This window comes from Anaerobacillus alkalidiazotrophicus (genome assembly GCF_001866055.1).
In genome coordinates, this window is the sequence record NZ_MLQS01000001.1 from 1,052,148 (window position 1) to 1,077,177 (window position 25,030).

At 34.2% G+C, this 25,030-nt stretch carries 42 protein-coding genes and 1 pseudogene; 42 read left to right on the top strand and 1 reads right to left on the bottom strand.

From position 1 onward, the window contains the following. Positions 1 to 9 precede the first annotated feature (9 nt). The 30 genes from BKP45_RS05010 to BKP45_RS05120 all read left to right on the top strand — a co-directional run bounded on the left by BKP45_RS05010 (position 10) and on the right by BKP45_RS05120 (position 13,918). Positions 10 to 597 carry a hypothetical protein gene (locus BKP45_RS05010; RefSeq protein ID WP_071388612.1) on the top strand — a complete coding sequence of 196 codons (588 nt, stop codon included), beginning with the start codon at positions 10 to 12 and terminating at the stop codon, positions 595 to 597. A gap of 57 nt (positions 598 to 654) precedes the next feature. Beyond that, positions 655 to 1,707: a phosphoadenosine phosphosulfate reductase domain-containing protein gene (locus BKP45_RS05015; protein WP_245747384.1), complete on the top strand. Its 1,053-nt coding sequence runs from the start codon at positions 655 to 657 to the stop codon at positions 1,705 to 1,707. A 343-nt stretch (positions 1,708 to 2,050) separates the two neighbouring features. Further along, positions 2,051 to 2,287 carry a hypothetical protein gene (locus BKP45_RS05020; protein ID WP_071388613.1) on the top strand — a complete coding sequence of 79 codons (237 nt, stop codon included), beginning with the start codon at positions 2,051 to 2,053 and terminating at the stop codon, positions 2,285 to 2,287. Between the two features lie 150 nt (positions 2,288 to 2,437). Continuing rightward, positions 2,438 to 3,064 (top strand): 3'-5' exonuclease, encoded by a 627-nt coding sequence (locus BKP45_RS05025; protein ID WP_071388614.1) that lies wholly within the window; start codon positions 2,438 to 2,440, stop codon positions 3,062 to 3,064. Then, positions 3,058 to 3,213, top strand: a complete 156-nt coding sequence (locus tag BKP45_RS21440) for a DUF3970 family protein (protein ID WP_084787613.1) — start codon at positions 3,058 to 3,060, stop codon at positions 3,211 to 3,213. The genes BKP45_RS05025 and BKP45_RS21440 overlap by 7 nt, the downstream gene beginning before the upstream one ends. 175 nt (positions 3,214 to 3,388) lie before the next feature. Next, positions 3,389 to 3,616: a helix-turn-helix domain-containing protein gene (locus tag BKP45_RS05030; RefSeq protein WP_071388615.1), complete on the top strand. Its 228-nt coding sequence runs from the start codon at positions 3,389 to 3,391 to the stop codon at positions 3,614 to 3,616. Beyond that, entirely contained in the window at positions 3,613 to 3,780 is a 168-nt protein-coding gene (locus BKP45_RS22415) for a hypothetical protein (RefSeq protein WP_169824061.1), read from the top strand. The genes BKP45_RS05030 and BKP45_RS22415 overlap by 4 nt, the downstream gene beginning before the upstream one ends. A 153-nt stretch (positions 3,781 to 3,933) precedes the next feature. After that, the gene (locus BKP45_RS05035) at positions 3,934 to 4,218 is read left to right on the top strand and encodes a hypothetical protein (protein ID WP_071388616.1); all 285 of its coding nucleotides are present in this window, start codon (positions 3,934 to 3,936) and stop codon (positions 4,216 to 4,218) included. Positions 4,219 to 4,691: 473 nt separating this feature from the next. Then, the gene (locus BKP45_RS05040) at positions 4,692 to 4,964 is read left to right on the top strand and encodes a hypothetical protein (protein ID WP_071388617.1); all 273 of its coding nucleotides are present in this window, start codon (positions 4,692 to 4,694) and stop codon (positions 4,962 to 4,964) included. A gap of 4 nt (positions 4,965 to 4,968) precedes the next feature. Beyond that, positions 4,969 to 5,100 (top strand): hypothetical protein, encoded by a 132-nt coding sequence (locus tag BKP45_RS23225; RefSeq protein ID WP_281243123.1) that lies wholly within the window; start codon positions 4,969 to 4,971, stop codon positions 5,098 to 5,100. Further along, on the top strand, positions 5,097 to 5,234 hold the full coding sequence (locus BKP45_RS22420) for a hypothetical protein (RefSeq protein ID WP_169824062.1): 138 nt from the start codon (positions 5,097 to 5,099) through the stop codon (positions 5,232 to 5,234). The genes BKP45_RS23225 and BKP45_RS22420 overlap by 4 nt, the downstream gene beginning before the upstream one ends. A 22-nt stretch (positions 5,235 to 5,256) precedes the next feature. Beyond that, positions 5,257 to 5,415 carry a PTS ascorbate transporter subunit IIC gene (locus BKP45_RS05045; protein ID WP_071388618.1) on the top strand — a complete coding sequence of 53 codons (159 nt, stop codon included), beginning with the start codon at positions 5,257 to 5,259 and terminating at the stop codon, positions 5,413 to 5,415. Between the two features lie 8 nt (positions 5,416 to 5,423). Further along, positions 5,424 to 5,630, top strand: coding sequence for a hypothetical protein (locus BKP45_RS05050; RefSeq protein ID WP_071388619.1), 207 nt, complete (start codon positions 5,424 to 5,426; stop codon positions 5,628 to 5,630). Between the two features lie 51 nt (positions 5,631 to 5,681). Beyond that, a complete protein-coding gene (locus BKP45_RS05055) occupies positions 5,682 to 5,861 on the top strand; it encodes a hypothetical protein (protein ID WP_071388620.1) in 180 nt (59 codons plus the stop codon). A 74-nt stretch (positions 5,862 to 5,935) separates the two neighbouring features. Continuing rightward, positions 5,936 to 7,165: a hypothetical protein gene (locus BKP45_RS05060; RefSeq protein ID WP_071388621.1), complete on the top strand. Its 1,230-nt coding sequence runs from the start codon at positions 5,936 to 5,938 to the stop codon at positions 7,163 to 7,165. 144 nt (positions 7,166 to 7,309) lie between these two features. Next, positions 7,310 to 9,007 (top strand): fibronectin type III domain-containing protein, encoded by a 1,698-nt coding sequence (locus tag BKP45_RS05065; RefSeq protein WP_071388622.1) that lies wholly within the window; start codon positions 7,310 to 7,312, stop codon positions 9,005 to 9,007. Further along, positions 9,004 to 9,165 carry a hypothetical protein gene (locus BKP45_RS22425; RefSeq protein WP_169824063.1) on the top strand — a complete coding sequence of 54 codons (162 nt, stop codon included), beginning with the start codon at positions 9,004 to 9,006 and terminating at the stop codon, positions 9,163 to 9,165. The genes BKP45_RS05065 and BKP45_RS22425 overlap by 4 nt, the downstream gene beginning before the upstream one ends. Before the next feature lie 6 nt (positions 9,166 to 9,171). Then, the gene (locus BKP45_RS05070) at positions 9,172 to 9,717 is read left to right on the top strand and encodes a hypothetical protein (protein ID WP_071388623.1); all 546 of its coding nucleotides are present in this window, start codon (positions 9,172 to 9,174) and stop codon (positions 9,715 to 9,717) included. 1 nt (position 9,718) lies between these two features. Beyond that, positions 9,719 to 9,994, top strand: coding sequence for a hypothetical protein (locus BKP45_RS05075; RefSeq protein WP_322788157.1), 276 nt, complete (start codon positions 9,719 to 9,721; stop codon positions 9,992 to 9,994). After that, positions 9,985 to 10,131: a hypothetical protein gene (locus tag BKP45_RS22430; RefSeq protein WP_169824034.1), complete on the top strand. Its 147-nt coding sequence runs from the start codon at positions 9,985 to 9,987 to the stop codon at positions 10,129 to 10,131. Before BKP45_RS05075 ends, BKP45_RS22430 begins: the two co-directional genes overlap by 10 nt. Beyond that, a complete protein-coding gene (locus BKP45_RS05080) occupies positions 10,132 to 10,536 on the top strand; it encodes a hypothetical protein (protein ID WP_071388625.1) in 405 nt (134 codons plus the stop codon). Continuing rightward, positions 10,537 to 10,689: a hypothetical protein gene (locus tag BKP45_RS22435; RefSeq protein ID WP_169824064.1), complete on the top strand. Its 153-nt coding sequence runs from the start codon at positions 10,537 to 10,539 to the stop codon at positions 10,687 to 10,689. A 60-nt stretch (positions 10,690 to 10,749) separates the two neighbouring features. Beyond that, on the top strand, positions 10,750 to 11,094 hold the full coding sequence (locus BKP45_RS05085) for a hypothetical protein (RefSeq protein WP_071389054.1): 345 nt from the start codon (positions 10,750 to 10,752) through the stop codon (positions 11,092 to 11,094). Then, a complete protein-coding gene (locus BKP45_RS05090; RefSeq protein WP_071388626.1) occupies positions 11,094 to 11,729 on the top strand; it encodes a zonular occludens toxin domain-containing protein in 636 nt (211 codons plus the stop codon). The genes BKP45_RS05085 and BKP45_RS05090 overlap by 1 nt, the downstream gene beginning before the upstream one ends. After that, positions 11,726 to 11,905: a hypothetical protein gene (locus tag BKP45_RS05095; protein WP_071388627.1), complete on the top strand. Its 180-nt coding sequence runs from the start codon at positions 11,726 to 11,728 to the stop codon at positions 11,903 to 11,905. Before BKP45_RS05090 ends, BKP45_RS05095 begins: the two co-directional genes overlap by 4 nt. Next, a complete protein-coding gene (locus BKP45_RS05100) occupies positions 11,865 to 12,215 on the top strand; it encodes a hypothetical protein (RefSeq protein WP_071388628.1) in 351 nt (116 codons plus the stop codon). Before BKP45_RS05095 ends, BKP45_RS05100 begins: the two co-directional genes overlap by 41 nt. A 30-nt stretch (positions 12,216 to 12,245) precedes the next feature. Further along, the gene (locus BKP45_RS22440) at positions 12,246 to 12,425 is read left to right on the top strand and encodes a hypothetical protein (protein ID WP_071388629.1); all 180 of its coding nucleotides are present in this window, start codon (positions 12,246 to 12,248) and stop codon (positions 12,423 to 12,425) included. Between the two features lie 24 nt (positions 12,426 to 12,449). Continuing rightward, positions 12,450 to 12,788 carry a hypothetical protein gene (locus BKP45_RS05110; RefSeq protein ID WP_071388630.1) on the top strand — a complete coding sequence of 113 codons (339 nt, stop codon included), beginning with the start codon at positions 12,450 to 12,452 and terminating at the stop codon, positions 12,786 to 12,788. 124 nt (positions 12,789 to 12,912) lie between these two features. Beyond that, positions 12,913 to 13,242, top strand: a complete 330-nt coding sequence (locus BKP45_RS05115) for a YolD-like family protein (RefSeq protein ID WP_071388631.1) — start codon at positions 12,913 to 12,915, stop codon at positions 13,240 to 13,242. Between the two features lie 124 nt (positions 13,243 to 13,366). After that, positions 13,367 to 13,918, top strand: coding sequence for a recombinase family protein (locus BKP45_RS05120; protein ID WP_071388632.1), 552 nt, complete (start codon positions 13,367 to 13,369; stop codon positions 13,916 to 13,918). A 9-nt stretch (positions 13,919 to 13,927) separates the two neighbouring features. Here BKP45_RS05120 and BKP45_RS05125 read toward each other — a convergent pair whose 3' ends face one another. After that, positions 13,928 to 14,158: a helix-turn-helix domain-containing protein gene (locus BKP45_RS05125; protein WP_071388633.1), complete on the bottom strand. Its 231-nt coding sequence runs from the start codon at positions 14,156 to 14,158 to the stop codon at positions 13,928 to 13,930. A 513-nt stretch (positions 14,159 to 14,671) separates the two neighbouring features. Between BKP45_RS05125 and BKP45_RS22020 the strand changes: the two genes are divergently transcribed. The 12 genes and pseudogenes from BKP45_RS22020 to celB all read left to right on the top strand — a co-directional run bounded on the left by BKP45_RS22020 (position 14,672) and on the right by celB (position 24,986). Next, positions 14,672 to 14,944 carry a hypothetical protein gene (locus BKP45_RS22020; RefSeq protein ID WP_139193741.1) on the top strand — a complete coding sequence of 91 codons (273 nt, stop codon included), beginning with the start codon at positions 14,672 to 14,674 and terminating at the stop codon, positions 14,942 to 14,944. A gap of 53 nt (positions 14,945 to 14,997) precedes the next feature. Then, positions 14,998 to 15,297, top strand: a pseudogene (locus BKP45_RS05135) (sigma-70 family RNA polymerase sigma factor); the annotation flags it as partial. Positions 15,298 to 15,584: 287 nt separating this feature from the next. Beyond that, positions 15,585 to 15,800, top strand: coding sequence for a FeoA family protein (locus BKP45_RS05140; RefSeq protein WP_071388635.1), 216 nt, complete (start codon positions 15,585 to 15,587; stop codon positions 15,798 to 15,800). A gap of 104 nt (positions 15,801 to 15,904) precedes the next feature. Further along, positions 15,905 to 17,563 carry a ferrous iron transporter B gene (locus BKP45_RS05145; protein ID WP_245747385.1) on the top strand — a complete coding sequence of 553 codons (1,659 nt, stop codon included), beginning with the start codon at positions 15,905 to 15,907 and terminating at the stop codon, positions 17,561 to 17,563. 12 nt (positions 17,564 to 17,575) lie between these two features. Next, positions 17,576 to 18,208 carry a spermine/spermidine synthase domain-containing protein gene (locus BKP45_RS05150; protein WP_071388636.1) on the top strand — a complete coding sequence of 211 codons (633 nt, stop codon included), beginning with the start codon at positions 17,576 to 17,578 and terminating at the stop codon, positions 18,206 to 18,208. Continuing rightward, entirely contained in the window at positions 18,180 to 18,686 is a 507-nt protein-coding gene (locus tag BKP45_RS23230; protein ID WP_071388637.1) for a lysylphosphatidylglycerol synthase domain-containing protein, read from the top strand. Before BKP45_RS05150 ends, BKP45_RS23230 begins: the two co-directional genes overlap by 29 nt. After that, positions 18,667 to 19,161, top strand: a complete 495-nt coding sequence (locus BKP45_RS23235) for a lysylphosphatidylglycerol synthase transmembrane domain-containing protein (RefSeq protein ID WP_281243131.1) — start codon at positions 18,667 to 18,669, stop codon at positions 19,159 to 19,161. Before BKP45_RS23230 ends, BKP45_RS23235 begins: the two co-directional genes overlap by 20 nt. A 73-nt stretch (positions 19,162 to 19,234) precedes the next feature. Next, positions 19,235 to 19,963: a gamma-glutamyl-gamma-aminobutyrate hydrolase family protein gene (locus BKP45_RS05165; RefSeq protein WP_071388639.1), complete on the top strand. Its 729-nt coding sequence runs from the start codon at positions 19,235 to 19,237 to the stop codon at positions 19,961 to 19,963. 27 nt (positions 19,964 to 19,990) lie between these two features. After that, positions 19,991 to 20,641: a hypothetical protein gene (locus BKP45_RS05170; protein ID WP_084787617.1), complete on the top strand. Its 651-nt coding sequence runs from the start codon at positions 19,991 to 19,993 to the stop codon at positions 20,639 to 20,641. 169 nt (positions 20,642 to 20,810) lie between these two features. Continuing rightward, complete coding sequence (locus BKP45_RS05175; RefSeq protein WP_071388640.1) at positions 20,811 to 22,751, top strand: BglG family transcription antiterminator; 1,941 nt, start codon at positions 20,811 to 20,813, stop codon at positions 22,749 to 22,751. A gap of 465 nt (positions 22,752 to 23,216) precedes the next feature. Further along, a complete protein-coding gene (locus tag BKP45_RS05180) occupies positions 23,217 to 23,525 on the top strand; it encodes a PTS sugar transporter subunit IIB (protein WP_071388641.1) in 309 nt (102 codons plus the stop codon). Between the two features lie 126 nt (positions 23,526 to 23,651). Next, positions 23,652 to 24,986, top strand: coding sequence for a PTS cellobiose transporter subunit IIC (gene celB / locus BKP45_RS05185; protein ID WP_071388642.1), 1,335 nt, complete (start codon positions 23,652 to 23,654; stop codon positions 24,984 to 24,986). Positions 24,987 to 25,030 lie beyond the last annotated feature (44 nt).

Consider the following 25,030-nt stretch of genomic DNA (forward strand, 5'->3'; position numbering starts at 1 on the left):
GTTGAGGAAATGGAAAGTGTAGAAAAAAGTATTGAGGAAAAATGGTTTAAAGAACATAAGGCAACCCTTACCCAACATGGTGATTTACAAATTCTTGAATGGAAAAGACCAGGAACTAACACATATTATTGCCGTTATGTTTTTGATGGTTACAAAATGTATATAAGTGGTGACATTGGCGAAGCTGTTTTTTGGTTAACTTGGAAGTCTAATGTTCATTCTTTTGATGATATTGGCGTTCACTATTTTGAGGAAAAATTAGCAGCGTATTCAGAAGAAAGGCGAGATTATGATGGGGATAAAGCAGCTAAACGTCTTTCAGAATGGAAAAAAGAACTAATTGAAGAAGAAGTTATTTTTGACCACGAAGAATTTGATGAAATGATATTAGCGGCAATAAATTGTTCTAATAAAAACGAATGGGCTTATGAGTGCGTAAACGATTTATATAGTGAGCTTATCACTGAACTTGATCACGATTATTGGGAGTGGATATACAATATTGGAGATATGATGCCCCATAGAATTATCGGCTATTTGGTTGGGTTGAAAATGGCGTCTAAACAACTAAAAGAAAATGAAACTGTTACTGCGTAGTCCGAGTAAACAAGACAATAGAGGAATTATGTGCAACACCAGAAGGGAGATGATATCTTGCAGCAACTAGCACTTTTTGAACCAGAGGTATCACTTGAAATCGAGGTTCCCGACATGAAAAAAGTTGACCTTCTACCATTTCAGGATTATGACCACATTATCATATCAGAGAGTGGTGGTAAGGACAGTATGGCTTGCTTGTTTTATCTTCTTGATCTTGGAATAGAACCTCAAAAAATTGAGATGTGGCATCAATCAGTAGATGGTGGTCATGATGATCTAATCGAGTTTATGGATTGGCCAGTTACGGAAAGTTACATCGAGGCGGTAGGTCAGCACTTTGGGATTAATACATCATTCCAGTGGCGAGAGGGTGGCATTTATAACGAATTAATGCGGAAGGATAGTTTAACTGGTGATGTTTATTATTGTGATAACGGAAAATTAGTTAAGCTTCCAACAAGAAACGGCAAAAGAAGTACCAGACATAAATGGCCTGCTATGAGTCCGGATTTAAGGGTTAGATGGTGCAGCCCTTATGTCAAGATCGATGTGTTTAGAAGAGTATTAAATAATCATCCAAGATTTAAAGATAAAAAAGTTTTAGTAGTTACTGGAGAACGCAGAGAAGAGTCACCTAATAGAGCTAAGTATTTTGAAACTGAAATACACGCTTGTAACAGCAAGAAACGACTTGTTCATGCTTGGAGACCGGTAATTGATTGGTCAGAGCAACGTATATGGGACGAATACGAGAAAAGAAGATTTCTCCCACACCCAGCCTATTTACTTGGTTGGAACCGTACTAGTTGCTTTGGTTGTATTTTTTCAACAGCAGACCTTTGGGCAATGATGAGAGAAATAGCTCCAGAACGCTTCAATAAGCTAGTAGAAAAGGAAAAAGAGCTTAACCACACGATTGATACTAACCGTTTAACCTTAGAGCAAAAAGCAAATTTAGGAGCGATAGAAAGGCTTCCAAAAGATAGACGATTAAGTAAGTGGGTGAAATTAGCATTAAGTAGGAATTTTAGGAAAGATGATTTGATAATGGAGAATTGGGAGTTACCAGCCGGAGCATTGTTAGGAGCAAATGGTGGACCGGTATAAGGGCAAAAAGTTGGTTTAAATTACCCTCATGTCGAGGATGGAGAAGGCACAAATAAAGAAATCTAATTGAAAAACAGCAATTACTAAACCAATTAAGCTAGCAATATTTCCAAAAAAACTTAATGTATCCATACACATCTCCTCCTTAACAATTCCCGACAATACAATGCTGAATAGACAACAAAGTACCAACTCCCACGGGCCTGCCCAAGCCTATCGAGAATACGTATGTTACCATACGCCGGAGCGGAGCAATATTATTATAATTGAGATTATTTGGAAAAGCAATATTTAAGTAACTGATGCGCAGTTCGAACAAACAGTCCATTAAGGAGGTATTGAAATGAATTATAAAATTGAACGTAATACTATGTATTCGAAAACAGAAGGTGAAAAGATTGAATGGTTCATTGAAACTTTACAACAAATGGACAAGGAGATTGAAAAACTAGAAAGTGTTCGTTATGACAATCCTATTGACGAACAATTCAGAAGATCAGATTTAAGAGGATTAAAAAATAGAAAGCATGGTTATGAAATCGCACTTATTCAATGTGGTTATCAAACTGGTCTTGAATAGTACGTAAATCCACCGCACCCCTAACAATAACTGATGTTGAGTGAGATCTAAGATGTGTAGTTAGAGCTAGGGGATCGATTTTATAATTTACAGATATTGTAATTTTATTCTTAGTAATTTAAAAATAAATTTAAAAAGGAGTGGAATTAGATGTTAAATGATGTTGTAGTTTTTGATGTAGAAACCACAGGATTATCATGCAAGAGTTGTAGAGTAATTGAATTAGCCGCAGTGAAAGTACAAAACGGTGTAGTAGTAGATGGATTTAACAAGTTGGTAAAGATTGAGGGAGAACTACCAGAGGTCATAACAAAAATTACTGGAATAACGAAAAGGGATCTTGATGAAAAAGGACTAGATAAAAATGAAGTTTTTACTCAGTTTAAAAGCTTTATAGGTAATAGTTTACTAGTTGCTCATAATGCAGCATTTGATCTTGGGTTCTTACACTATGGCTTTAAACGAAACGGGTTAGAAACATTCAACAATGACTTTATCGATACGCTAACGATTAGCAGAGATCGACATTATTACCCTCACAAGTTAGAAGATATGTGTGAACGTTATAATATCGAATTAAAAAATGCTCATAGGGCTTTAGCTGATGTAATAGCAACTTTTGAGCTACTAACTAAATTACATGAAGAAAGTCCAGTTAATGCATATTTAAATACAATCGGTTATTTATCTAAATATGGTGAACCTGAATTTTATCCAACATATGCAAAAGTATTCCCTACGGAAAATCAATACGAGAAGAGTTATTCAAGATGGTAAAGGTTAGGTTGCAAGGTTTAGCAGAAGAAATAAAGTTGATGATTGATAATTTTAGAAATCATTATGATGTTTTACAAGTGTCTTTGCCATACCAAAACAGAGGAAGTCAATACGTTAGGGTTTATGTGGAAATGAGGTTGAAAAAGTGAAGGATGTAATTGTAGTGTTAATGCTTTTTCTAATTACTGTCATAGTTTTATTAGCTTCTAGTCATGATAGTTCACGTTATTAATTTTTAGGAGTATTTTCGTTAAAATAATCAATTATACGTTTGCGTACTCTTAAAGCTTATTCATGTACGAAAAAGTATAGGTGGTGTTTATTTTGCAAACAGTTAGTTATTTTGGTGGGATTGTTTCACCCATTCATGAGGTAGCAACAGCTAGTGAGGGAGATAAACTTTTTAATTTACCTACTGGTACTGTTAAGAGAGATTGTAATATAGGTAGGAAATTTAAGCATTATGAGGTTAGAAAGTCGGGGAAGATTTGGTTGATTTCCATTTCAGCTTTGGAACGAGAGTATAAACTTAAGAGGAGTGAAAAAGTTTGAATTTAAAAGAGATCAATGAATTTTTAATATCAGTATTAGATCAAGAAGACCAGGATTTACTTGGGGATGTGGTTGATGAGTTAGAACCTTATGAGCTTTTTCAAGAAATTGTTGAGCGAATTGATGAAACGGTAAAAGAGGGTGTAGGACTTGCTTTCGATTAATAAGGTTAGAACTTTACTTTACAAAACAGCTAGATTTCTTGGGGATATAAACGCAATAAGAAGAGGGAAGATCATACAACGGATGAAAAGACGTATCGCTGGGAAGATCACAGGAAGGATGTTGAGAAAAATTAAATAAAGGTGGTAATAGGGTTGGGCTTTTTAACGCAAGTAAAGGTAAAAGATAAAAGATACGTTTACCTCACTGAGTACATAGGAATGCACGAATACACAGCTAGACGTGAGAGAAATATTTATTCTTTTGGTTCCTTACAAAAAGCATTGTTTAAAATGAGAATGTGGGAGAAGATGCCAGACCTTTTTCCAAAGGATCTTAAAATTATGGGTTATTCAAAACAAGACTTAAGCGAATGGATCAAGACGTTGGAAACAGGTATCTCCAAAACAGGAAGAAGTAAAAAGTTTAAAGTGAAGTGATTTATAAAAAGAATTGGGCGTTGCAGTTCGCTTAATTCTTTTTATTTTGGCTCGTATTCGATTTTTAGAGAGTGTTTAATATAAATGTAACCCCCTAACCAAAAACATTTAAAATAGGGGTGTTTTTGAAAGAATTTTATTTTGGATAGAAACTACTTTTATTTTTATTGTTTATTTGTGGGGAAAATGAGTACTAACCGTACAGTATTTTAATGATATATTAATATCTTTTATACTTTACGGAACGAAACTAGGAAATTTCTGAACAAATCGAAATTTTTGAACCGAAGCAAGTAAATTTTCGTTTTTGAATTAACTGACTTAACTATGTTTTTATGAGATTTTAGACGCCCCCCACCTATATATACACCCCCTCCATATCCTTCTAGTACCACAAAATTTTTTTGTGGTAGCGAGCACCAAAAATATTCTGCAATAATTAGAATTAAGAAAAACGCACTGGGGTTGATTTCATGGAAGAAGAGCAAGTAGTTGAAACAACCGAAACTGAATCGACTGATGAAAACGAGCAAACCGAGTCTGAAGTAAATTATGAACTTACTCCAGATGATGAGAGTGGGCTAGTTTGGATCAGTGACATTTCAAGAACAAAAGAAACAATTTTTTATAATCCAAAAGGTGATATTCATGTTATTCATGAGGTTACACTTGGGGATATTGCAACCATAACGCTACTTTCGGCAATGTTAATTTTTATTGTGGTGGATCGAGTGATTAGGAGGTAAAGGAATGTATTCTATTGTTTCAAATACAGCAAGTGAAATACTTACCGTTTACGTCGTAATTATAGGGAGCTGCTTTTTACTTGCTCCGATAGTCAACTTGATTATTAGTGCAATCGCTAGAGGTGTTCACAAATGACTCTAGGAATTATGACTGAAGCGTTTAAAGTAATCTTTGGTAACTCAGAAGTGATGATTTTTTTATTAGGTTTTACAATTGTCGTCACCTTCTTTTTAGTTATATTGCAAGTTTATAACTCTACTAGATATTAAGAAAGGGGAGTGAACGAATGAAATGGAGTCATTAGGTGATGTATGGGACTTCTCGTTTTTCTGGGGAGTTTTCGGTTTCATTCTCAAACTTGTAGCACCCTTTTTAATGATCATCATTGCAATCACAGCAGTAGGGTTGTTGCTATTTTATGTTGTACAAGCCATTAGGAATAGAAATTAGGTGGTTATATGCCTGAATTTCAAACGTTTTTAAGCGGCAGCAACATGACTGAGTTTTGGAACAATGTTAAATGGTTTTTATTCTTTATTGCTCCAATCATCATGATATTTTTTGCAATTGATGTAATTGGTCATTTAATCGTTATGATCCGAAAGGCTTTAGGTGTTGGAGAAAAAAATGATGATGATGACGATTACGATGTGTACCGTTACTAACTAGCTCGTTCTAGTTATATAAAAAAATAATAAAATGGGGAGGTTTTAAATATGGCTATCGATTTTTCAGGAATTTCATTACCATTTAACGCGGGGGACCTTTTAACAAGTGCAGTTGAATTATTAGGAGTAGTTGGACCATTTGTATTACTAGGTCTTGCAGTAATGTTTGCACCTAAAATCATCGGTCTTATCCGAAATGCTGCTGGATCTCGTGGCAGAACACACTAATTTATTTCACCTAGAGGAGAGGGGGCGGTTAATCTGTCTCCTTTTCTTTAATTAAGGGGCGTGTAGTTAATTATATGTTAAGAAACGATACAGTTAAGGTTTCATTGAGTGGTAAAAAGGTCTTTTCGGTCTTATGTATCTTTTTGGTAATCGTTATGTTCTTCTCACAAGTAGCAAGAGCGGCTAGTTGGACTCATTATGATAGTGATCTAGATGCAGTCATTTTCGATTACACTGATACAGTTGATTTTTTGGTATCAAACAACTTTTATATGGAAGTTAGCTTTGTTAAAGACAACAATTACACTGAAAATGGTGTTGTAGTAAGAACCTATAACGATTTGAGCGGACATTATTATGCAACAGCAAATGGACTTTATACGATTAAATTTTTCAGGCCTGATGATACTCAGTATTTGAGTAATTACCAGACAGTAGTAACTCAGATCCAAGATGAAACGTGGGAAGGTGGCAGTGATGGTAGTGGTTCAATAGGTTATGACGGTAATGATGGTGACACAGGTAATGATCCTGATGATGATGGTGATCTACCTGGTAGTGGTGACGATGGTGGAGAAGGGATTGATTTTAATGATTTTTTTAATGCTCCTGGTTGGCAAGATTATATGGGGAAAATTGATGAAATTAAAAACGCTATTCCACCCCCACCTAATTGGGAACAGGTAGCAGATACTTTTTACGATCGAGTGGTACCCAAATTGGTCAATGATTTAGAGAGTATGCTAGGAACTGCACCACCGCCACCTAGTAGTCCAGCTATTATTGAACCTATTAATCCACCTACACCTAGTAAGCCAGCAATATTAGATTACGCTCATAATTTAGAGCAAAAAACACCACAAATGCAGCAGAATACAGAACTAGAAAATGCAACGTTTAGTTTAGATGATATAAAAACTCAAGCTCCAGTAATTGAAGTTAGAGAAGATGAGAGCGGTGGATTTGACCTATCAACTAGTGATCCAGTTAATTCCTTACCGGACCTACCTTTTGACGGGTTTCCAGTACCAGGAATGGAAAGTGCTGGAGAGTGGGACTACCAACCCGAAATGCCTACTAATAATTTCCCAATGCCAAATGAAAGTAGTGGGGTCGGTGGCACGATTGATCCAGGAGAACCACCATTGCCAAGTAATAGCGGAAGTGAAGCACCAATACCTGGTGATAGTAGTAATGATGCACCAACACCAGGGCAAGAGTACAATCCACCGATGCCTGGAGGCGGATTTGAGATTAATTATGGGGATTATAAAACACATCCGGATAACCCGGATGGACAGTGAACAAGCTTAGAAAGAAGGTGAGGAAATGAGGTTTAGAGTAACGAAAAAAATAGTAATGGTGTTAATGACTTTGTTTTTTATTTTGCCTGACGGGAGTGTTTTTGCAAATGAAACAGTGAATATTACACAGGGTTTACCGGCTTATTGTCTTTTGATAGGGATGAGGCTTTAAACAAAGGTGGAATAGAAACTTATTCTGTTACAGACGGTTCAACAAATACTGGAATTGCTACGGGTATTAGTGATGGAATTAATTTTCATGTTTATATACCTTTTGAAAACTATGTTAAACCGGAAAGTATCACAAGTTTATATTTCGATTGGGTTTATATGAATTCACAAACTACCTTTCGATTAGTTTATGAAAATGGTGATCTTAGTGATTCAATTACAGTAGATAGAAGAATAAATATTAATGTAACAGGTATGTATTCTTCCGATTATGCAATAAAAGGGGTTTTAGTAAGTCCTCGTATTAATAATAACGATAGAAATGAATTGCAAGTAGTTAATGTTTTTAACGATGGTTCTATATATGAACCTACAATTTACAGTGAAGTGGCAAATGTTTTCGGCGAGCCTTATTACAATCGGATTTATTTAGAATGGGAGAATCCTGATGAAGAAGATTTTAGAAAAGTGAGAGTTTATAAGGGGGACGAGCTGATAGAAGAGGTGGAATCTCCCTCAAATTTTCGGGTTATCAATTACTTAGAGCCGGATACGGAATACACTTTTGTATTAACTTCTTATTATGATCCACCGGGTGAAGAATCGTATGGGGTTTCTTTTGATATTAGTACCTTACCGGTTCCAGAAGTAGAAGTCACTGAAGTGGAAGTACTTAATTATCATAGTGCATCCATAAGTTTTGCAAGTCCTTCATTCAATGGATATGAAAGAACAGAGTTATATTTTAATGATATCCTTGTATCGACTAAGAAAAACGGTTCTTTTATTCTAGAAGGATTAGAACCAGGAAATGAACATAATTTTGTATTGAAAACAGCAACTACTGACGGTCATAGATCAGAAGGTATACAAGTTTCTATAGCTTTTCCAGAAGCCCCGGAGATTGAAGAAATCACAAATTTAAAAGCCAATTCAGATTATAACCGAGTGGATTTATCATGGAAGATACCTCAGTATAATCCTAATTTTGAGTTTGTACGGATCTACAGAAGGAATAATGTGAACGACATAGATAATTCACTTACATCTTTTCTATTCGGATCTAGGGTTTCGGCTAATGAAAATGAGGAATATGATCCTCTATTCGAAACAAATGGTAGCTATTTTAATGATTTATCGGTGGAGCCGGAATCGGAATACGAATATTTGTTAACAACAGTTAATACAGAAGGTGAAGAATCTGAAGGAGTAACAATACAAGCTACAACTGATCCAGAACCATTACCAACTATGAGTGGTGTAAATCTAACAACAAATGAAAATGGAGATTATGTTTATACTTGGTCAAATCCAACTACCGGCGAAGTGGTAGTTTATGTTAGTGGTTCTGAATATATAACAGTACCAGCAAGTAACGGTCAAGTAGTAATTCCTGAGGAAGACATGGTATACACGTTTTTAGGAAATCCAAATGTAACACTACAACCGATATCGCCATCAGGATTAGAAGGAGTTGTAACTAGTCCAGGTATTGGTGGAGTTAGTTTACCGTTTACAACTGGAGATCTATTAATTACATCTGTGGGGCTAATTGCAATTTTCGGTTCATTTATTCTCCTTGTCTTAACATTTCGCTTCACACCAAGATTAATAGCAATGGTGAAAAAATCAGTTGAAAATAAACAACGAATAAGGAGATCTAAGTCATGAATGGATATATAGCACAGGATGTATTAAACGTCATATTTACGAAATTACTTCCATATTTAGTCCCGGTTCTATTTCTCTTCATGACAGCTTTATTTTCTGAAAGGTTGATAGATATTATTGTTAATGCAGTGACAGCAAAAACACGTAAAAGAAGGTGATAAGTAATGATTGAGCTCATGATGTTACCAATAGTAGCTGGAATATTAGGAGACTCATTTGGGCGCCTTTTTACTACGATATGGGATGGAATTAGTTGGTTAGGGTCAACAATTGCAGATTTTTTTCAATGGCTAGGTGGCCTCATATGGGATGCTATCGTTTGGCTAGGTGAATTACTTGGAGATTTATTCAATGTATTGCTGGATCTATTATTATCTTTTTTTGAATTGATCTATGCGCTAATTGATGGATTACTTTATTTTCTCTATATGATTGGGGTCTTAGCAGTAAAGCTTTTTATGATTTTCTTTGAATTAGCAAAGATTATTTTTAGCTTTTTTGTTGGCTTAGGAAATACACTCACAAGTCTATCCTACACGCCACAATCAAGTGGTGGTCATGGATATAGTCAAATGATCGGGCAAATATTTAATGCAATGGAGCCTTTGCAGCTTAATGTAGTAGCATATATCTTACTATTTATCATTTGGCTATTCACTGCTTTCCAAGTAATTAAATTGTTATCAAATATCAGGGTAGGGGGCGATTAGGATGCTAGAAACAATCAGATCATGGATTGACAGTATTTTTACTCCCCCTATTACTTTTTTAGATTTAGCTATTGAAAGGCTACAAAGCGTTAGTTTAGTCATGGCTCAGGGGCTAAATATTGGACAATATTTATCTGTCTTTGGAGATATGCCTGGAGCGTGGCAACTTGTTATTAGTAGTTTGTTACTTTCTTTAGTTGTCATTGGTTCGGTTTTTATGTTTCGGTCAATTATGCGTCTTTATTACGCTAAAAAGGACGGTGTTAAGTGGTGGTAGATGTTTTTCTTTATATGTTTTTTGTTGGTTCGGGCCTTGCTACTGGAGTAGGGGCGATTGTTTTTATTGGTTTAAAAATTTATAAGCGTTCAAAAAATAAAGAATTAAAGCTACAGAAAAGAAAGGCGGTTGTTTAGATGTTTTTCAAGAGAAAAAAAGACAACGAGTTGTTTCCAGATACAAATGATGTACTAATCGTTTTTGATGATGAGAAAAAAACAAGTGATATACAACGGATCAATGAAATCCGGGATAATTCTTTATATGTACATGGACATTACAATATCCCTATTGAAGATACTGAAATCACAAATAGTGAAGAGGGGAGAAACTTTTTTTATAGAGCTCCAAGTCAATCGATTACTGAAACAAGAAGATTAGCTCAATTAGAGAAATCAATTGTATTAAGACATATTACAGAATATAAACAACCACAAGATGAAAACGGTACGGATATTACTAAGATGTTATTAATTGGTGCAATCATTGTTGCTTTTATTATGTTTGGATTACAAGGTTGCTCCGGATCGGGCGGTGTTTAAATGGACAACAAATTATATCCACTCATTTATGAATTAAAAGGTGTTGTTTATTCGGTAGAAACGATGATGAGTCAAGATCAAGATGTAGATTATCAGTTAATTGAACGGATACAAACAATCGTAAACCAAGCGGTGGAAATGATAGAAAAGTAGTGTTGCAGGCGAGGATTCTGATGCATTTAAATAAAAACAGAAAGGGGATAGGTTATGTCAATGCAAAATACGGATGCTGATAAATTGCAGTCAGTTATCAGTGACGATCTTTTTCCTCAGGTTCAGCATATATCGGACGTTAAACAAGTATTAGAAGAAATGAAAACAAATGCCCAGGAGCTTCAACCGTATCAAATACGAGCGATACTTTTTTTAAAAGAGCTAGGAAAAAATGAATACTTACATCTTGATGGGGATCCATATAAAGAAATTCAAAAGTTTGTGATGGAAGGAAAAGTATTAGTATCTGATCCGGCTTACTATTTAGATACGATTGAAGCATTAATACCGAAACCACCGAAGCCAATCGTAATGGCAGAGAAAATTCCAGGAGGTAAGAAGTAATGGCACAACACTTTTTTATTCAAGGACCACTCGGATCAGGTAAAACATTTATGATGTCATTGTTTGCTCATCACTGGAGAGAAAAAGTTCGGATGCGTGGCGGTGATATTAAACTATTTAGTAATTACGGTTTGAAAGACTCACAAGATATGAGTCATTATTCTGATTGGTATGATGTTGCAAGAGCCCAGGGCTCAATTTGCTGTTGGGATGAAGCACAAATGGCTTTTAGTAATCGTCGGTGGTCGAAGTTTGGACAAGGTATTGCAACGGAAATCATGATGTTCACTAGGAAAATGAAGGCAGTGCAGATGTATTGTTCGCCCAGCATTAACAATGTAGATAGTCGGATCAGACAAATCGTCGAGGTGTTAGTCAATGTTCGTAAAATAGGAGACAAAGGATTTTCGATCCATTTAACAGATTATCAAACGGGACAATTTATGCACAAACAATTTCTACCGATGTATAAAGCTAAAAAAATATTTAAGATGAACCTTTATGACACTTATGCAATGGTTCAAGGGTTTCCGTTACCGAATACGGAACGAGAATCAATGGAGTTTTGGGACACGTTAGAAAAAGAGCACAACAAAGCTAGAAGAATAAAAGAAAGGATCACGGTGGTATCATGATTATTCTATTACAGCTTATGCTAATGATTGTTTGGATAGCTTTTGTAATACTAGCAATCGATATAGTATCAGAAAAACTAATGAATTTTATAAAACGAAAAAAGGAACAACAAAGGTTAGAGGAGGTAAAACGTTATGCATCATTTTTCAGTGGTTCCAGAACGATACAAAGATAAGGACCCTAGAGCCTTGTTATATCACTTTCCCTCCTTACCAAAAGTAAAGTTTGCAAAATTAATGGCTCAATTTACTTATTATAAACAGCTAGAAGTTGCTGAAGATTTAGCAAATAGACAAGGGTATATATTGTTACCATTTGTATGTATGCATTGGCAACGAAGGGGACAGTTTACTCCTGATCGTAAAGTTAAGATAGGACGAAATAGCTTTTTCATGATGAAAATAAACGAGCTTACCAAAAGCGAAGAATTCAAGTTCAAGGATTTTCTATATGAGGTTCATAAAGACAAAAAATTTATTAGTTAGGAGTTTTCATCCTTAAATGGGGGTGCTTAATTGAAGAAGTCAGTAGATCCAAAAGAATTATATCCATTAGTTAGAACATATAGGCGGTGTAAATTTATATTATCTGAAGCAATTAGAAATGATAATGATATTTTAAAAAGCTACTATTCTAAGGAAACCAAAAGGCTCGAACGCAAAATATTTAATAAGTATGGAATAATAGTTGATTAGCTTATAAACATTAGGAGTGATTTGATGAAGCTTACAAGTGAAGAACTAGCACTGATGTTGGTACATCTTAAAATGATGAGAAAAGCAGTTAAAAAGGGATTAAAAAAAACATATGGATTATTTGGCCATAGAGAAAAAATGAAATTGTATGATGAGATTTTAGAATATATCTCAACCATGGATTTAGAAGAGGACCAGGAGCTCCAGTTGAGTGATGAACATCATGATATGCTTGTTAGCTTTATGACATGGTATGTTGAAGAGCTGGAAAAAGGAATTGATAATAGCGATGATGAACACCGAAATGCATTAGCAACTTTAAAAGCTATCACAGAAAAGATGAAGCTGCAAAAAGTTGTTTAGAAACCTCACTTCCTTTAATAGTATTTTGATAAAACAAAATAAATTAGATATCCCTTTCTAAATTTATTGTATTTGTGATAAAATAAAATAGAACGTTTGTTCTTATTTGTTTAGGAGGGATATTATGATTAGAGATCGTGGGAATATAAAATGGACAGCTATGATGTTACCTGAACATGTTCAAATGGTCAGAGAAGTTTATCAAAATCAAAACAAGATACCTAAACCAAAGTTAGATGAACAAGCCTGGGAAGAAATTGGGCTAACTGTTCAAGATGCAGTTGAAAATAACAAACAGCTTGCCTTTACGTATTGGCAAAATGGTTACTTTGAAACTCTGGTTGGTCATGTACATTTAGTCGATATAAATCGAAAACAATTTAGGATAGTTGACCAGTTTCAGGAAAGGTATCATTTGAAATTTGAGAATTTAGTGGATGTAAGAGAAGTTTGATTTATTCAAAAACCACCGTTTATGGGAACGTGAAAAATCAGGGCAGAAAATGCCCTTTTTTCATACGAATATCTTCCCAAAACTCATGTTCATAATCAAATTATTAAAAAGGTAGGTTTTAGACATGATTATAGGATATGCAAGGGTAAGTACGAAAGATCAATCACTAGATATGCAATTAGATGCACTTAATTTAGCTGGGTGTGAACGTATTTATCAAGAGAAAGTGACAGGAGCAAAAGATGATCGTGAAGAATTAAATAGAGCATTGGATACGTTACGTGAAGGTGATAAGTTTGTCGTTTATAAAATGGACAGACTTGCAAGATCCACTATTAAACTATTAAAGGTAGCAGAGCAATTAGAGCAACAAGGAGTAGAGTTAATAAGTATCCAGGACAATATTGATACAACTACACCAATGGGAAAAGCAATGTTTCGAATGCTATCGGTACTTGCTGAACTAGAAAGGGATATGATTAGGGAACGCACGAAATCAGGACTTGAAGCTGCAAGAGCAAGAGGAAGAAAAGGTGGACGTCCAAAGAAAAGTTCAAAGAAAGTTGAACAAGCATTGAGAATGTATAAGACAAAGCAGTTTACAATTACTGAGATTACAGGAGCTACTGGAGTTTCGAGTAGTACTTTATATAGGGAAATTGAAAGAGCCCATTAAAGGGCTTTTTTACATTCCTAAATATTTATCTACGTTTTTATCATATCCAAGCTTTTTTAATCCTTTCTTAATCTTTTCGCCAGTAGAATATTTGACGGTATAGGTATCATCATTGCACAATTTTGAAATCGTTGTATGGCCAACATTTGATGCTTTAGCAACCTCTTCTTGTGTTACCCCTTCTTCATCTAATAACCTACCAAAACTACTTCTTTTTTTACCTAGTCGAAACCAACTCATATTAAATCACCTCATCATACAACTTGACCAAATTTACGCTTTTTTAAACGTAGGCAAAAAAGTGTAATATTGGACAACCAGTAACTAATATGCTTTACCAAGGACGTCCCAAAGGCGTCAGATCATAAGGGGGAATGGATAATGACAAAAGATATGGCTATGTATCTACTTGAGAGTAAGGACGTCTTTTTAACAGAAGAAGGGAAAAAGAAGCTGCTAGAGATTGTTAATCAGGGGGAAAAGGTGGTGACAGCTGGATAATGGTTTATCGCCCTACGGTTCGATATGATGATCTTTATAAAAAGTATGTAGACCAAGTTTTTAAGGCAACAAGTTTAGATCGAAACCAAATTATTAGATTAGCTCTTTACGCAGCTCCATTTAGTCCATTGTTTCAGCACCAATTAAAAAAGCATATGACGTCCCCACTCTCTTCTGCCTTATGGGAAGCTACGGACCACGGTTTATGGCTGGAGCAATCATTTCATCAGAAGGAAGGGGGGAGTGACGTCAATGGCAATTGTAAAGAGGTATCCACCGTTAGAAAACCACAACCACCAATACCAGTTAGTAGATCAACCGAGGGACGAGAAGGGGCGGTTTATGAAAAGAGAGTATATAGACAATCCGGTGGAATTACAATTAAAATCGGATAAACCAATTAAGTTAGTTAAAGTCCCAGGATCATATGGCACTTATCAAGTGAAAGAGATATCATTAACGATAGGAGAAAAAGTCATTGCTACGGTTTTTGTGACAACAATTTTAGTTCTACTTTTGGCTTAATAGGCAGTATGATTAAGTAAATAAATTGTTATTAGAAAAACCGATAACCTCATGAGGGCAATGAAATTACTTTAATTGACGTCCTGCAGGCAGATACTGCAGATGTTGTTGATACAATTCAATTAAAGATGGAAAAAAAGCAGGTATACGATTACATCCATATTTTGGATAATAGGGAGAAGGAAGTCATTATCGGCCGATTTGGTCTTGACATGAAAAAGGAACGGACTCAAAGAGAAATTGCAAAAGATTTAGGCATTTCACGTAGTTATGTGTCACGGATTGAAAAAAGAGCGTTAATGAAGCTGTTTCATGAGTTTTATAAGCAAAGTCAAAAAGGTCGGAAACATTAAAAACTTATGAAAAGAAGGTACTTCAAATTATTCATTTGAAGCACCTTCTTTTTTATTGTGCAAACTTGAATCGATTCAGGTAATATTTTTTTACTAAAAAGAAACTTTCTAATGTAAAGTCAAGGTTCTTTGTTATACTTCCTACCATAAATTAATGTTTGAAAATTCGTAACAAAAACCCCGTAGTTTCTTCATAAACTGTGTTGAAATCTCTATAAAATAAATTAATAATCATTATCATTCTCAATTAGTGAGTATTTACTAACATTTTTATAGGGGGATTAGTGATGAGCTTATACAAATATAAAAAGAAAAATAGCTTTGTAATTAAAGAAATTCCGAACATACAATTATTAAAATCTCTAGGTGTGTGTGTAGGGTTAGTTACTATGGTCGTTTCAAGAATGCCGTTGGGTGGGCCTGTACTAATAACTGTCGGTAAACGTCAAGTGGCATTAGGAAAGGAAATTGCAGATAAAATTTTGGTAGAAGAGGTGTGTTAAATTGGAGTGTTGTCATGAGGATCATAAATTATCTTTTAATGAGGGGGAAAGAAAGTTCTTATTAATGGGTAATCCTAATGTGGGGAAAAGTGTAATTTTCGAAGTTGACAGGCAAACAGGTACTAACTGCCAATTATGCTGGTTCAACAGTTTCTTTTGCAAAAGGAGAAATGGTTGGGACTAAAGGAAGTTCAAGTTTAATAGATGTTCCTGGTACATATTCTCTTCAAGCAACCTCGCCGGCAGAACAGGTAGCTATCGATTTGTTAGAAGAAGATGTCCATGCGATTATTTGTGTATTAGATGCTACCAATTTAGAACGTAATTTATTTTTAGCCCTAGATTTATTAAAAAGGAGAATTCCTGTTGTATTTGCTTTAAATTTAGTTGACGTTGCGGAGCGTAAAGGCATAAATATCGATATTAAAAAGCTTGAGGAGTTGTTAGGGGCTCCTTTAATTCCTACAGTAGCAGTTCGGAATATTGGTTTATCTAAATTAGTAGCCAAAAGCTTTGAATTAGCTAATAATTGTTGTCCGCCTAAACAACAATTATTTAATAAAGGTAATCTGGAATATAATGAAGTAGCTAAAGAAATTGCTAGTACCGTTGAACGAATTGAAGAAAAAGAACCTACTTTGTTAGAGAAGTTAGGTAATTGGGCAATGGTACCATTTCCAGGTGTTCCTATTGCTTTCTTTGTGTTAGTTCTTTCACTTGGACTAGTTGTTGGTGGTGGTAAAGCTTTACGTACAGTATTTTTCTTACCTTTGTTAAATGAATTGTATATCCCATTTATGACGTCAATAGTTAGTCAATTTATAAGTGAAGGTATTATTTATGGTCTGCTTGTTGGTGAATTTGGAGTTTTAATTAAGATTTTTGAATGGCCAATTGCCCTTATTCTTCCTTATGTATTTTTGTTTTATATTGTTCTTTCTATTTTAGAAGATAGTGGATATTTACCTAGGTTAGGAGTATTAATGGACGGATTATTAAGAAAAATAGGTGTGCAAGGAAGTACGATTATTCCTTTTATAATGGGGTATGGATGTGCTGTTCCAGCAATTATTGGTACAAGAGCAGCTACAACAATGAAAGAGCGGTTAGTAGTGGCGGCTTTAGTCACTCTAGCAATTCCTTGTACTGCACAAACAGGAGCTTTTATTGCATTATTAGCAGATCATTCCCTCACTCTCCTCATTTTTATATTTTTAGTCTCTTTTCTAGTTATTTTCATAGGAGGACTTATTTTAAATAAATTAATTAAAGGAAAAATAGACCCTCTTCTTATTGAAGTGCCAAATTTATTACTTCCCAATGTTCGGACTTTAGTAAAAAAAATAAGTTTACGTACAAAACATTTTATGATTGAAGCTGTATTGCCGATGTTTATAGGAATATTAATTGCAGGTTTAGTAATTGAAACAGGGTTATTAAGTTCAACAGGCTCATATGTTAAGCCTATTGTCGTTGATTGGCTTGGCCTTCCAGAAGAAGCAAGTATCGCTTTAGTATTAGGGGTTATCCGTCGTGAATTAGGAGTACTTCCCTTACTTCAATTAGATTTAACTTTACTTCAAATGTTTGTTGGCTCAGTTGTTGCATTACTATATTTACCATGTATGTCGGTATTTGCAATACTAATGAAGGAGTTTAAATCAAAAGTAGCACTATTAATAACAATTTCAACGATTATTTTTGCTTTTCTAGTTGGTGGATTAATTAATCAAACAGTTACATTCATTGTAAGGTTTTTATAAGGTGGGATACATATGAGAATAATCCCATTATTTACGAAAATACTTGAAAAAGCACTTAGTAACAGTGTTCCTCTTGCTTTATTACTTCAGAAATATTACGAGCCTATCGTAAGAAAAGAAGTGAGGTTAGGGGAAATTAAAGAAAAAGATCGAGTCATTTGTATTGGTGGCGGAGCCCTTCCGTGGACAGCCATTGAAATAGCAAAACAATCAGGGGCTAATGTAGAAGTCATTGATTGTGATCAAAGAGCGGTTAAGTTAGCAAAGAAATTTCTCAAATTATTAAAATTAGATGATCAGGTAAAAGTAAGTTTAGGAGATGGTCAAACGATAGATGCAAGTAAATATTCAGTTGCCCATATTGCCTTACAAGCATCTCCGCAAGATAAAATACTCAAACATTTGTTGGAATGTAGCCAGACTAATACGAGAATTTTAATTAGATGTCCGAAAAAAGGGATTTCTTGTCTTTATGGAAATTGTATTCAAAACAGAAGCTATGAATCTACATCAACCGAGCAGACTAATTCGACGATGAAGTCTACGTTGTTAGTTGTTAAAGACCCAAGGAGTGATCAGTATAAAAAAAATAGGTCTCTTTCTAATCGGAATCATAATGATTACTCTCTTACTATGGAAAGGTGATATTAAATCAATTGTTATTAATTTAAAAGAATTAAAACGTTCTACATTATGTTATTTATGCCTGTTTCAAATATTCACTATATTTTTGTTAACTTTTCAGTGGGTTTCTATTGCAAAGCCCATCTTACCAAATTTAAAGTTTAAGACTATGTTCTCAATCCAAATGATTGGGACGTTTGTTGAAAGTATTACACCTGCAGCAAAAACGGGTGGAGAAGCTATAAAAGCTATATTAATAAAAAACCAATGTCAATCGACGTACGGTGATGCTGCAGCTTTAATAACTGTTCAAAAATTGTATAGTCTGCTTGTATTTATTCCTATTGCTTTTTTTTCAATTTTATATTTAGTACTAAGTAATATTGAAATCCCCCTTCAAATCGTAGTTGTAAGTTTTGTGTTGTTAGTAACAATGATATCTGTATTAGTTTTTAGTGTGTTTTACACTCAACAACTAAATACGATCTTGCAAAAATAGTAGGAGGAAGTGGAAGTGGTCAACAAAGGTGATTATGCATTTGGAAACCTTTGAAGATGCTTTAAAACAATTAGTAGGCAAAAAGGGGACTTCTTGGGTAGGACAACTACTATTAGCTTTAATAATTTGGATTTCATTTCCTTTTAAAGCTTTTTTAATAAGTATTAGTCTTCAAATGGATGTCAATTTTTTAACCATTTCTGCCATTACTTTTTTAGCATATATGGTGGCAATGATTCCAATCACACCGGGAGGCTTAGGAACATTTGAAGGAAGTACTGTTTTATTATTAAGCTCTCTTCAAATTGCAGTGACTGAAGCCGTTATATTTGCGATACTATTAAGATTTATTACATTTTGGTTTGTATTTCTTATAAGTTTTCTATACAGTGGCGGTTTGTACATGAATAAGAATCATCGAGTAACCTACTTTGGTTTCCTTATAAAAAAAGAAACTGTTGAAAAATCCGCGTAATTTTTTCAACAGTTTTTTCGCATTCTAATAATATGCATTTAATAAGGGATAAGTATAATTTGGCGGTGAGAAAATGAGTAGAAAAAATAAACCGATAATTGGAATTACAAGCTCTATAGAAAATCATAATAATATTCCGTGCGTTCAATTACATGAGAAGTATATTCGATCTGTTTTACACGGTGGTGGAATTCCAATTGTTATTCCAATTGGACCACAAGAGTTGGTAGAAGTGTATATTTCTATGTGTGACGGAATTATTTTAAGTAGTGGGGAAGATGTAGATCCCCAATTCTTTAACGAAAACCCTATACTACAATTACAAAAAACAAATAGTAAACGTGATAAATTTGAAATTGAACTTATTAAAAAAGCTCTGAATGAAAAAAAGCCTATCTTGGCAATCTGTCGAGGAATTACAATATTAAATGTTGCACTAGGGGGAAGCGTTATACAAGATATTGCAACAGTTAATCCGAAGGCAATAAAACATTTTCAATTAGCTGAAAGATCTGAGCCAACTCATGATCTACACCTCGATAATAATAGTTGGTTATATCAAATCTTTAAAACTTCAAAAATTCGTGTCAATAGCATGCATCATCAAGCTATTGATGTCCTTGCCTCCTCTTTGAAGAAGGTGGCCACATCACCAGATGGCTTCATCGAAGCAGTCGAGGGAGTTGATGAGTCTCATTTTGTATTGGGGGTCCAATGGCATCCAGAAGAGATGGCTACCGTTGATCCAAACATGGTGCAATTGTTTAAAGACTTTATCAGTAAGTGTCGTTCAATTGAATAGATTAGTACGTTATAAAGGTGTGACTGTATGAATACTAAGATGAAACAGGAAAAGTATGTTTGGTATGCAAGTTATGGTTCAAATTTAAGTCGAGATAGATTTTTATGTTACATAAAAGGGGGACAGCCTAAAGGTTCAGAAAAAATAGAAGTAGGATGTCTCGATAAATCCCTGCCAATAAAAGAAGAAACATATATAATTAATCATCCTTTGTATTTCGCAAAAGAATCAATTCGTTGGCAAAATCAAGGAGTTGCTTTTATTGGGTTAACTAAAGCTGAGAAGTACAAAACATTTAGTAGAAAGTATTTAATAACGCTTGAACAATTTTTAGATGTAGTTAAACAAGAAAATAATGGTGCTACCTTTTCGATTGAATTAGACGAAGTAATGCAAAGCGGTTCAAAAACCTTCCGGGAATCGTGGTATGGAACTATTTTATATTTAGGTGATAACGATGAGGGTATTCCAATATTCACCTTTACTTCTGATTGGGATTTAGATGTTTCCTTCAATAAACCATCAAATGAATATTTGAGCATGATTATCGAAGGATTAAAAAAGAATGTTTTATTAAGTGATATAGAAATTGTTAATTATTTATCTACAAAACAAGGTATAGAAGGCTTTTACAATAAAGTTGATATAGAAAAGTTAATGAACAAGCTTTCTAAATAAACAACCAAAAGTTTTGTAAGTATATTTAAAACACTACTACAAATATGTAAAGTTAATAGCAATTCGTTACTATATAAAGTATATTAGATTATAGATTTTATATAAACAAAATTTTATAGGCACAAAGCAATAGTAGACAAGTCTTTTTTTAAGTTAGGAGGGGAATTACTTGCTTAGTGTACGAATAATTTCTATTTTTCGTGAGTTATTAGCCGCTGAAGAACCAATAACAGGGGAGTATTTAGCCAATATTATTCAAGTTACATCACGAACAATTAGAAATGATATGAAAGAATTAGACATGTTATTATCTAAACATGGTTCCTCAATAAAATCGGAACGAGGGAAAGGCTATGTTTTAGAAGTGCATGATGATAGGCTTTTTCGAAAAATGCTTCAAGAAATGTTTCAAAATGAACAGGTAGAACCAGACTTTGTACCAATTTCTCCAGAAGAGCGTGTTCAGTTTCTTATAAAGCAACTGCTTCTAAAAGATGATTTTATGAAACTCGAAGATTTGGCTGATGAACTATTTATTAGTAAATCGACACTGCAGAATGATTTACAAGAAGTAAAGAAAATTCTTAAAAAATATGATTTAATTTTGGAATCGCGACCGAATTATGGATTTAGGTTAAAAGGGAATGAATTAAAAAGGCGATTTTGTATGTCTGAATATTTATTTGATAGAAGTGAATCGGAAATTGATGCAATTAATTCAAAAATTTCAATTATTCCAAATGAAGATATGTTGTCGATCAAATCAATCATCATTAATCATATTAATATGCACGAAATAGAGTTATCCGATATCGGGATAAATAATTTAATTATTCATATTGCAATAGCTTGTAGACGAATAAGAAATGGCAATCACGTGTCGCTTATTCCAGACGAATTAAAAGAAATAGTTAATAAAAAAGAATATGAAGTTGCCAAGGAAATAGTAGGTGAAATCGAAAAGAGTTTAAATGTTGAATTCCCTGAAACAGAGACTGCATATATAGCTATTCATTTACTAGGAACTAAAATGGTTGTAGAAGAGAAAATAAGTCAAAAAGAAATTAAGTCATTAATGGATGATGAAATATATATATTAGTCGAGAAAGTATTAGATGCAGTAGAAGAACAGCTAAGGCTAGGCATTAAAGAGGATAAAGAACTTATAGTAGGATTATGTATTCATTTAAAACCTGCAATAAACCGTTTTCGTTATGGAATGAACTTACGTAACCCAATGATAAATGCGATAAAATCTTATTATCCAGTAGCCTTTCAAGCAGGTGTGGTTGCAGGAATGGTGTTAAAAAAAGAATTAGGAATTTCCATTCATGAAAATGAGATTGGTTATATTGCTCTTCATTTAGGTGGAGCATTAGAAAGAAAAAAAATGACAATTCGTCCAAAGCGTTGTATCGTTGTTTGTGCTTCTGGAGTTGGAAGCGCTAAATTATTAAATTATAAGCTTCAATCTAAATTTGGTTCAAGATTAGAGGTATTAGGTACAACTGAATATTATAAGCTCAAACAAATGTCTCTACATTCGCTAGACTTTATTGTTAGTACAATTCCAATTAATGAGCCTATATCAATACCTGTTATTGAAGTGAATACGATTTTAGGTGGACAAGATCTTGAAAAAATTGAAATGATGCTATTAGAAGAAACTAATGATACATTTGAGTATACTAGAGAAGAATTAGTTTTTCTTCAACAAAAGTTTGAAACAAGAGATGAAGTGATTAACTTTTTAGGAGAAAAACTATACCAATTAAACCTTGTAGGTGAAGGTTATTTAGATGCGGTCTATGAAAGAGAAGCGGTATCACCCACATGCTTTGGAAATCTTGTAGCAATTCCTCATCCTATAACAGCCCAAACAAGTTCTACATTTTGGGCTGTATGCACATTGCAAAAACCAGTTATGTGGGCAGATAAACCTGTACAGTTTGTTTGTTTATTAAATGTTGAGAAGAACAACAAATCTGATTTACAAAAAATGTACAATATTTTAGGAAGTGTTGTTGATAGTAAACAATTAGTTCAGCAGTTATTAAAGTGTAAAACGTATCAAGAGTTTATAAACATATTTATTCAAAAAAATAATTGATCGAAAAAGCTTGTTAATGGTCTATACTATTAACAAGCTTTTTCTTCACTCAAGTTGGAAAGCCGTTTATCCCCCACCTCAAAACTTAAGAAAATCGAGAAGTTTAGGTGGGGGATAAACTGCCCCTAAAGGTCCGATAAGTTGAACTAACAATCAGTGGGGATGAAGGAAAACCCCTCACTGATTGAAGTTCAGCTTTATTAAAATGGGTTATCTATAATTTTATTATTACCAGCATAAACCACGATGAAAACGCTTCAAATGATTTCCGTTGATTAACGGAAAAAGGTTATGTTTAAATGAAAGCGCTTTTGAATTAAGATGTACTTAAGCAACAGGATACAAAAAACTATTTAAAAAAATCAACGGAATTCCACTTAATATTTTATCTTAACTTATTTGAGAGTTGCTTAAAATTTTTAACAAAAACAAACTACTTAATATTTTATCTAGGAGGAATTTTTAATGAATATTTTATTATGTTGTGCAGCGGGAATGTCTACGAGTTTACTAGTTACCAAAATGGAAAAGGCAGCAGCTGAACAAGGCTTAGAAACAAAAATTTGGGCAGTAAGTGCAGATACTGTACCAAACGAAATCGATAAAGCGAATGTATTATTGTTGGGTCCTCAAGTTCGTTACCTTTTAAACCAAATGAAAAAATATGAAACTGAGAAAAATATTCCAGTTGATGTTATTAACCCAGTTCACTATGGTACTTGTAACGGTGCGGAAGTTATAAAATCAGTACAACAACTTTTAGAAAATAAATAAAAAAATCTCCTTGGTATAGGTTGCAGCCTACCAAGGAGAAACAAAAAAATAGAAAAAAACGTTAAAGTAATTTTAAAAGAAATTACTAGATGTTGTCAAATGACAATTAAATAGGAGTTGAACTAAATGAGTAAAGTAAATACATTTTTAGAAAATAAAGTAATGCCAGTAGCAGGTAAGGTAGCAGGTCAACGTCACTTAAACGCTTTACGTGATGGAATTATATTAACAATGCCACTTATCATCGTCGGATCGCTGTTCCTAATTTTAGCGTTCTTACCAATCCCAGGTTATGCTGATTTTATGGCTGGAGTTTTCGGAGATCAGTGGATGTCAAAATTACTTTACCCTGTTGGAGTAACGTTTGACATTATGGCGTTAATTGCCTGCTTCGGTATCGCTTATCGACTTGCTGAAAGATATGGAATTGATGCTCTTTCCTCAGGGGCGATTGCCATTTCATCGTTCTTATTAGCAACCCCATTTCAAATTTCATTTACACCAGAAGGTGCAGCTGAAGCTGTTCAAGTAGGTGGAGGTATTCCGTTAGCACTAATGGGAAGCCAAGGTTTATTCGTAGCGATGCTTATAGCTATTTTTTCAACAGAAATTTATCGTTATATCGTATCAAAAGATATCGTTATTAAAATGCCAGATGGTGTACCACCAGCGGTAGCAAAGTCATTCGTCGCGTTAATTCCAGGATTTATTGTCATTACATCAATTTGGCTAGTAAGAATTTTTGTAGAAATGACATCTTTCGGAAGTATTCATGCACTTGTAACACAAATCGTAGGTGCACCACTTACTTTAGTAGGTGGAAGCTTAATTGGTAACTTATTCGTCGTATTTTTCGCCATGTTATTATGGAGTGTTGGATTACACGGTATGAACATTGTAAGTGGTGTAATGGCACCAATCTGGATGGGTGCGATGGATGAAAACCGTATTGCATTCCAAGCAGGTGAAGAATTACCAAACATCTTTACAACACAATTTATTGAAATGATGAACGTTGGTGGAAGTGGAGCTACTTTTGCATTAGTAATTATGATGCTTTTATGGGCACGAAGTCAGCAGATCAAGCAATTAGGAAGGTTAGCAGCGGGCCCAGGTGCATTTAATATTAACGAACCAATTATTTTCGGTATGCCGATTGTAATGAACCCGTTATTAATCCTTCCGTTTATTCTTACACCATTAGTAACAGTAATTGTAACCTATTTTGCAATGTCATTAGGTATTGTTGCGAAGCCAGCCGGTATCGCAGTTCCATGGACAACACCACCAATTTTACACGGATATTTAATCACAGGTGGAAATATATCAGGAGCAATCATGCAAGCGGTTAATATTTTAATTGCCTTTGTGATTTGGTTACCATTCTTCAAGATCTTTGATAAGCAAAAAGTAAGAGAAGAAGGCGGTTTTTCATCACCTGATGAAAAAAAAGTAGGTTGACATAAAAGTAAATTAATGGAAGTTAAAGATAGTAACATCCAGTG